Below are 1,156 nucleotides of genomic sequence, written 5' to 3' on the forward strand. Positions count from 1 at the left end.
GGCACGTGGACAGCGACGTGCCGGCGGATCGTGAGCATCCTCGGCGCGCCGCGAATCGCGCGCCTTGTCCCGCCCGAAGTCGAAGAAGAAGCGCGACAAAGCTGGTTCGCGCGACGAAACCCGGAAGTGGCGGCGGAAATCGACAACGCGGTTTCCGCGCGGGACACGTTACAGAGCAATTTCCGAGGCGTGAAGTCGGCTTTTGAGGTGCTGGCCGGCGTCGAACCTGCCCCGCAAGTTGTCGGCAAAAAATGATAGGGTGGTCACCTCGTTTTGGGCCGAATGTGGACCAGTCCATTCGGCCCATTTTGGAGAATACCTGTCCAAATGCGAATCAAATCACAGGCAGCCAAGCGTCTTCTACCGCGCTACGGCGACCACGACAAGCCCGAGACTGACGAGAGGCTGCGAATCATTCACGCACAAGTTGCAGATGCGTGTGATAAAAACGGTTGGTGCTACGTTTACGACTACTGCCAGGGCCACTATCACTACGTCCAGTGGATTGATGCTGTTGACCTGTTGCGGCAGCATCGCGTTTCTTTAGCGGAACGCGCGTAAGGCGGAAGGCATGGTTCATGAATCAAACCGCACAGCAGTGCGGTTTTTCGGGCAAGAACTGGGAATTTCCATATAAAGCCCACGGATAAAATATCCGAAGTTTGCCAGATTTTTCTTGGCAGGCAAGCGGACATCGGCGACAATAAGGGTGCATGGAACCAACAGGATCAAATCTCGTTTTTTACCTTCGAACTTCACCGGCCGGGGAATGTCTACCCGTAAGGGCGACAGCGCTTCTGTTGGGCGTCATGCACCCCCGGCCACCTTTTCAGAAAGGGGAACAGCATGAAACCAACAGAGCAAACCACACTTCCCGCCACTATTGAGGACCTGACCAAACTGGTTCGATCCATCGTCGCAGAGGCGCTGCAATCGACGGCGGAGTTCTGCCGGCAGATGGACGAGCTTCCCACCACGGGCGACCCGTTCCTTGACGAAGCGATTGACAACCTCGACCCTGCGGCCCAGGCGGCAATCGTCGCGCTGCTGCGCCGCCACGGCCAAGATGACCAAGTGGACCGCGCCAGAGCCCGGCTCGAGGCCCACATCCGCACGTTCGCGTCGCCTGAATCCCTCCGGCGGCTCTGCGAGCAAA

2 protein-coding genes are annotated in these 1,156 nt (G+C 58.1%); both read left to right on the forward strand.

Annotation, left to right across the window (positions count from 1 at the left end; translation table 11 throughout):
- Window positions 1-255, forward strand: a 255-nt coding sequence (locus P5540_19990) for a hypothetical protein (protein HRT67096.1), incomplete at its 5' end; no start/stop codon positions are given.
- A gap of 591 nt (window positions 256-846) precedes the next feature.
- Window positions 847-1,156 (forward strand): hypothetical protein (locus P5540_19995; protein ID HRT67097.1); only part of this gene is annotated, 310 nt, incomplete at its 3' end.

The organism is Candidatus Hydrogenedentota bacterium (assembly GCA_035450225.1).
In the GTDB taxonomy this organism is placed as follows: Bacteria; Hydrogenedentota; Hydrogenedentia; order Hydrogenedentales; family SLHB01; genus DSVR01.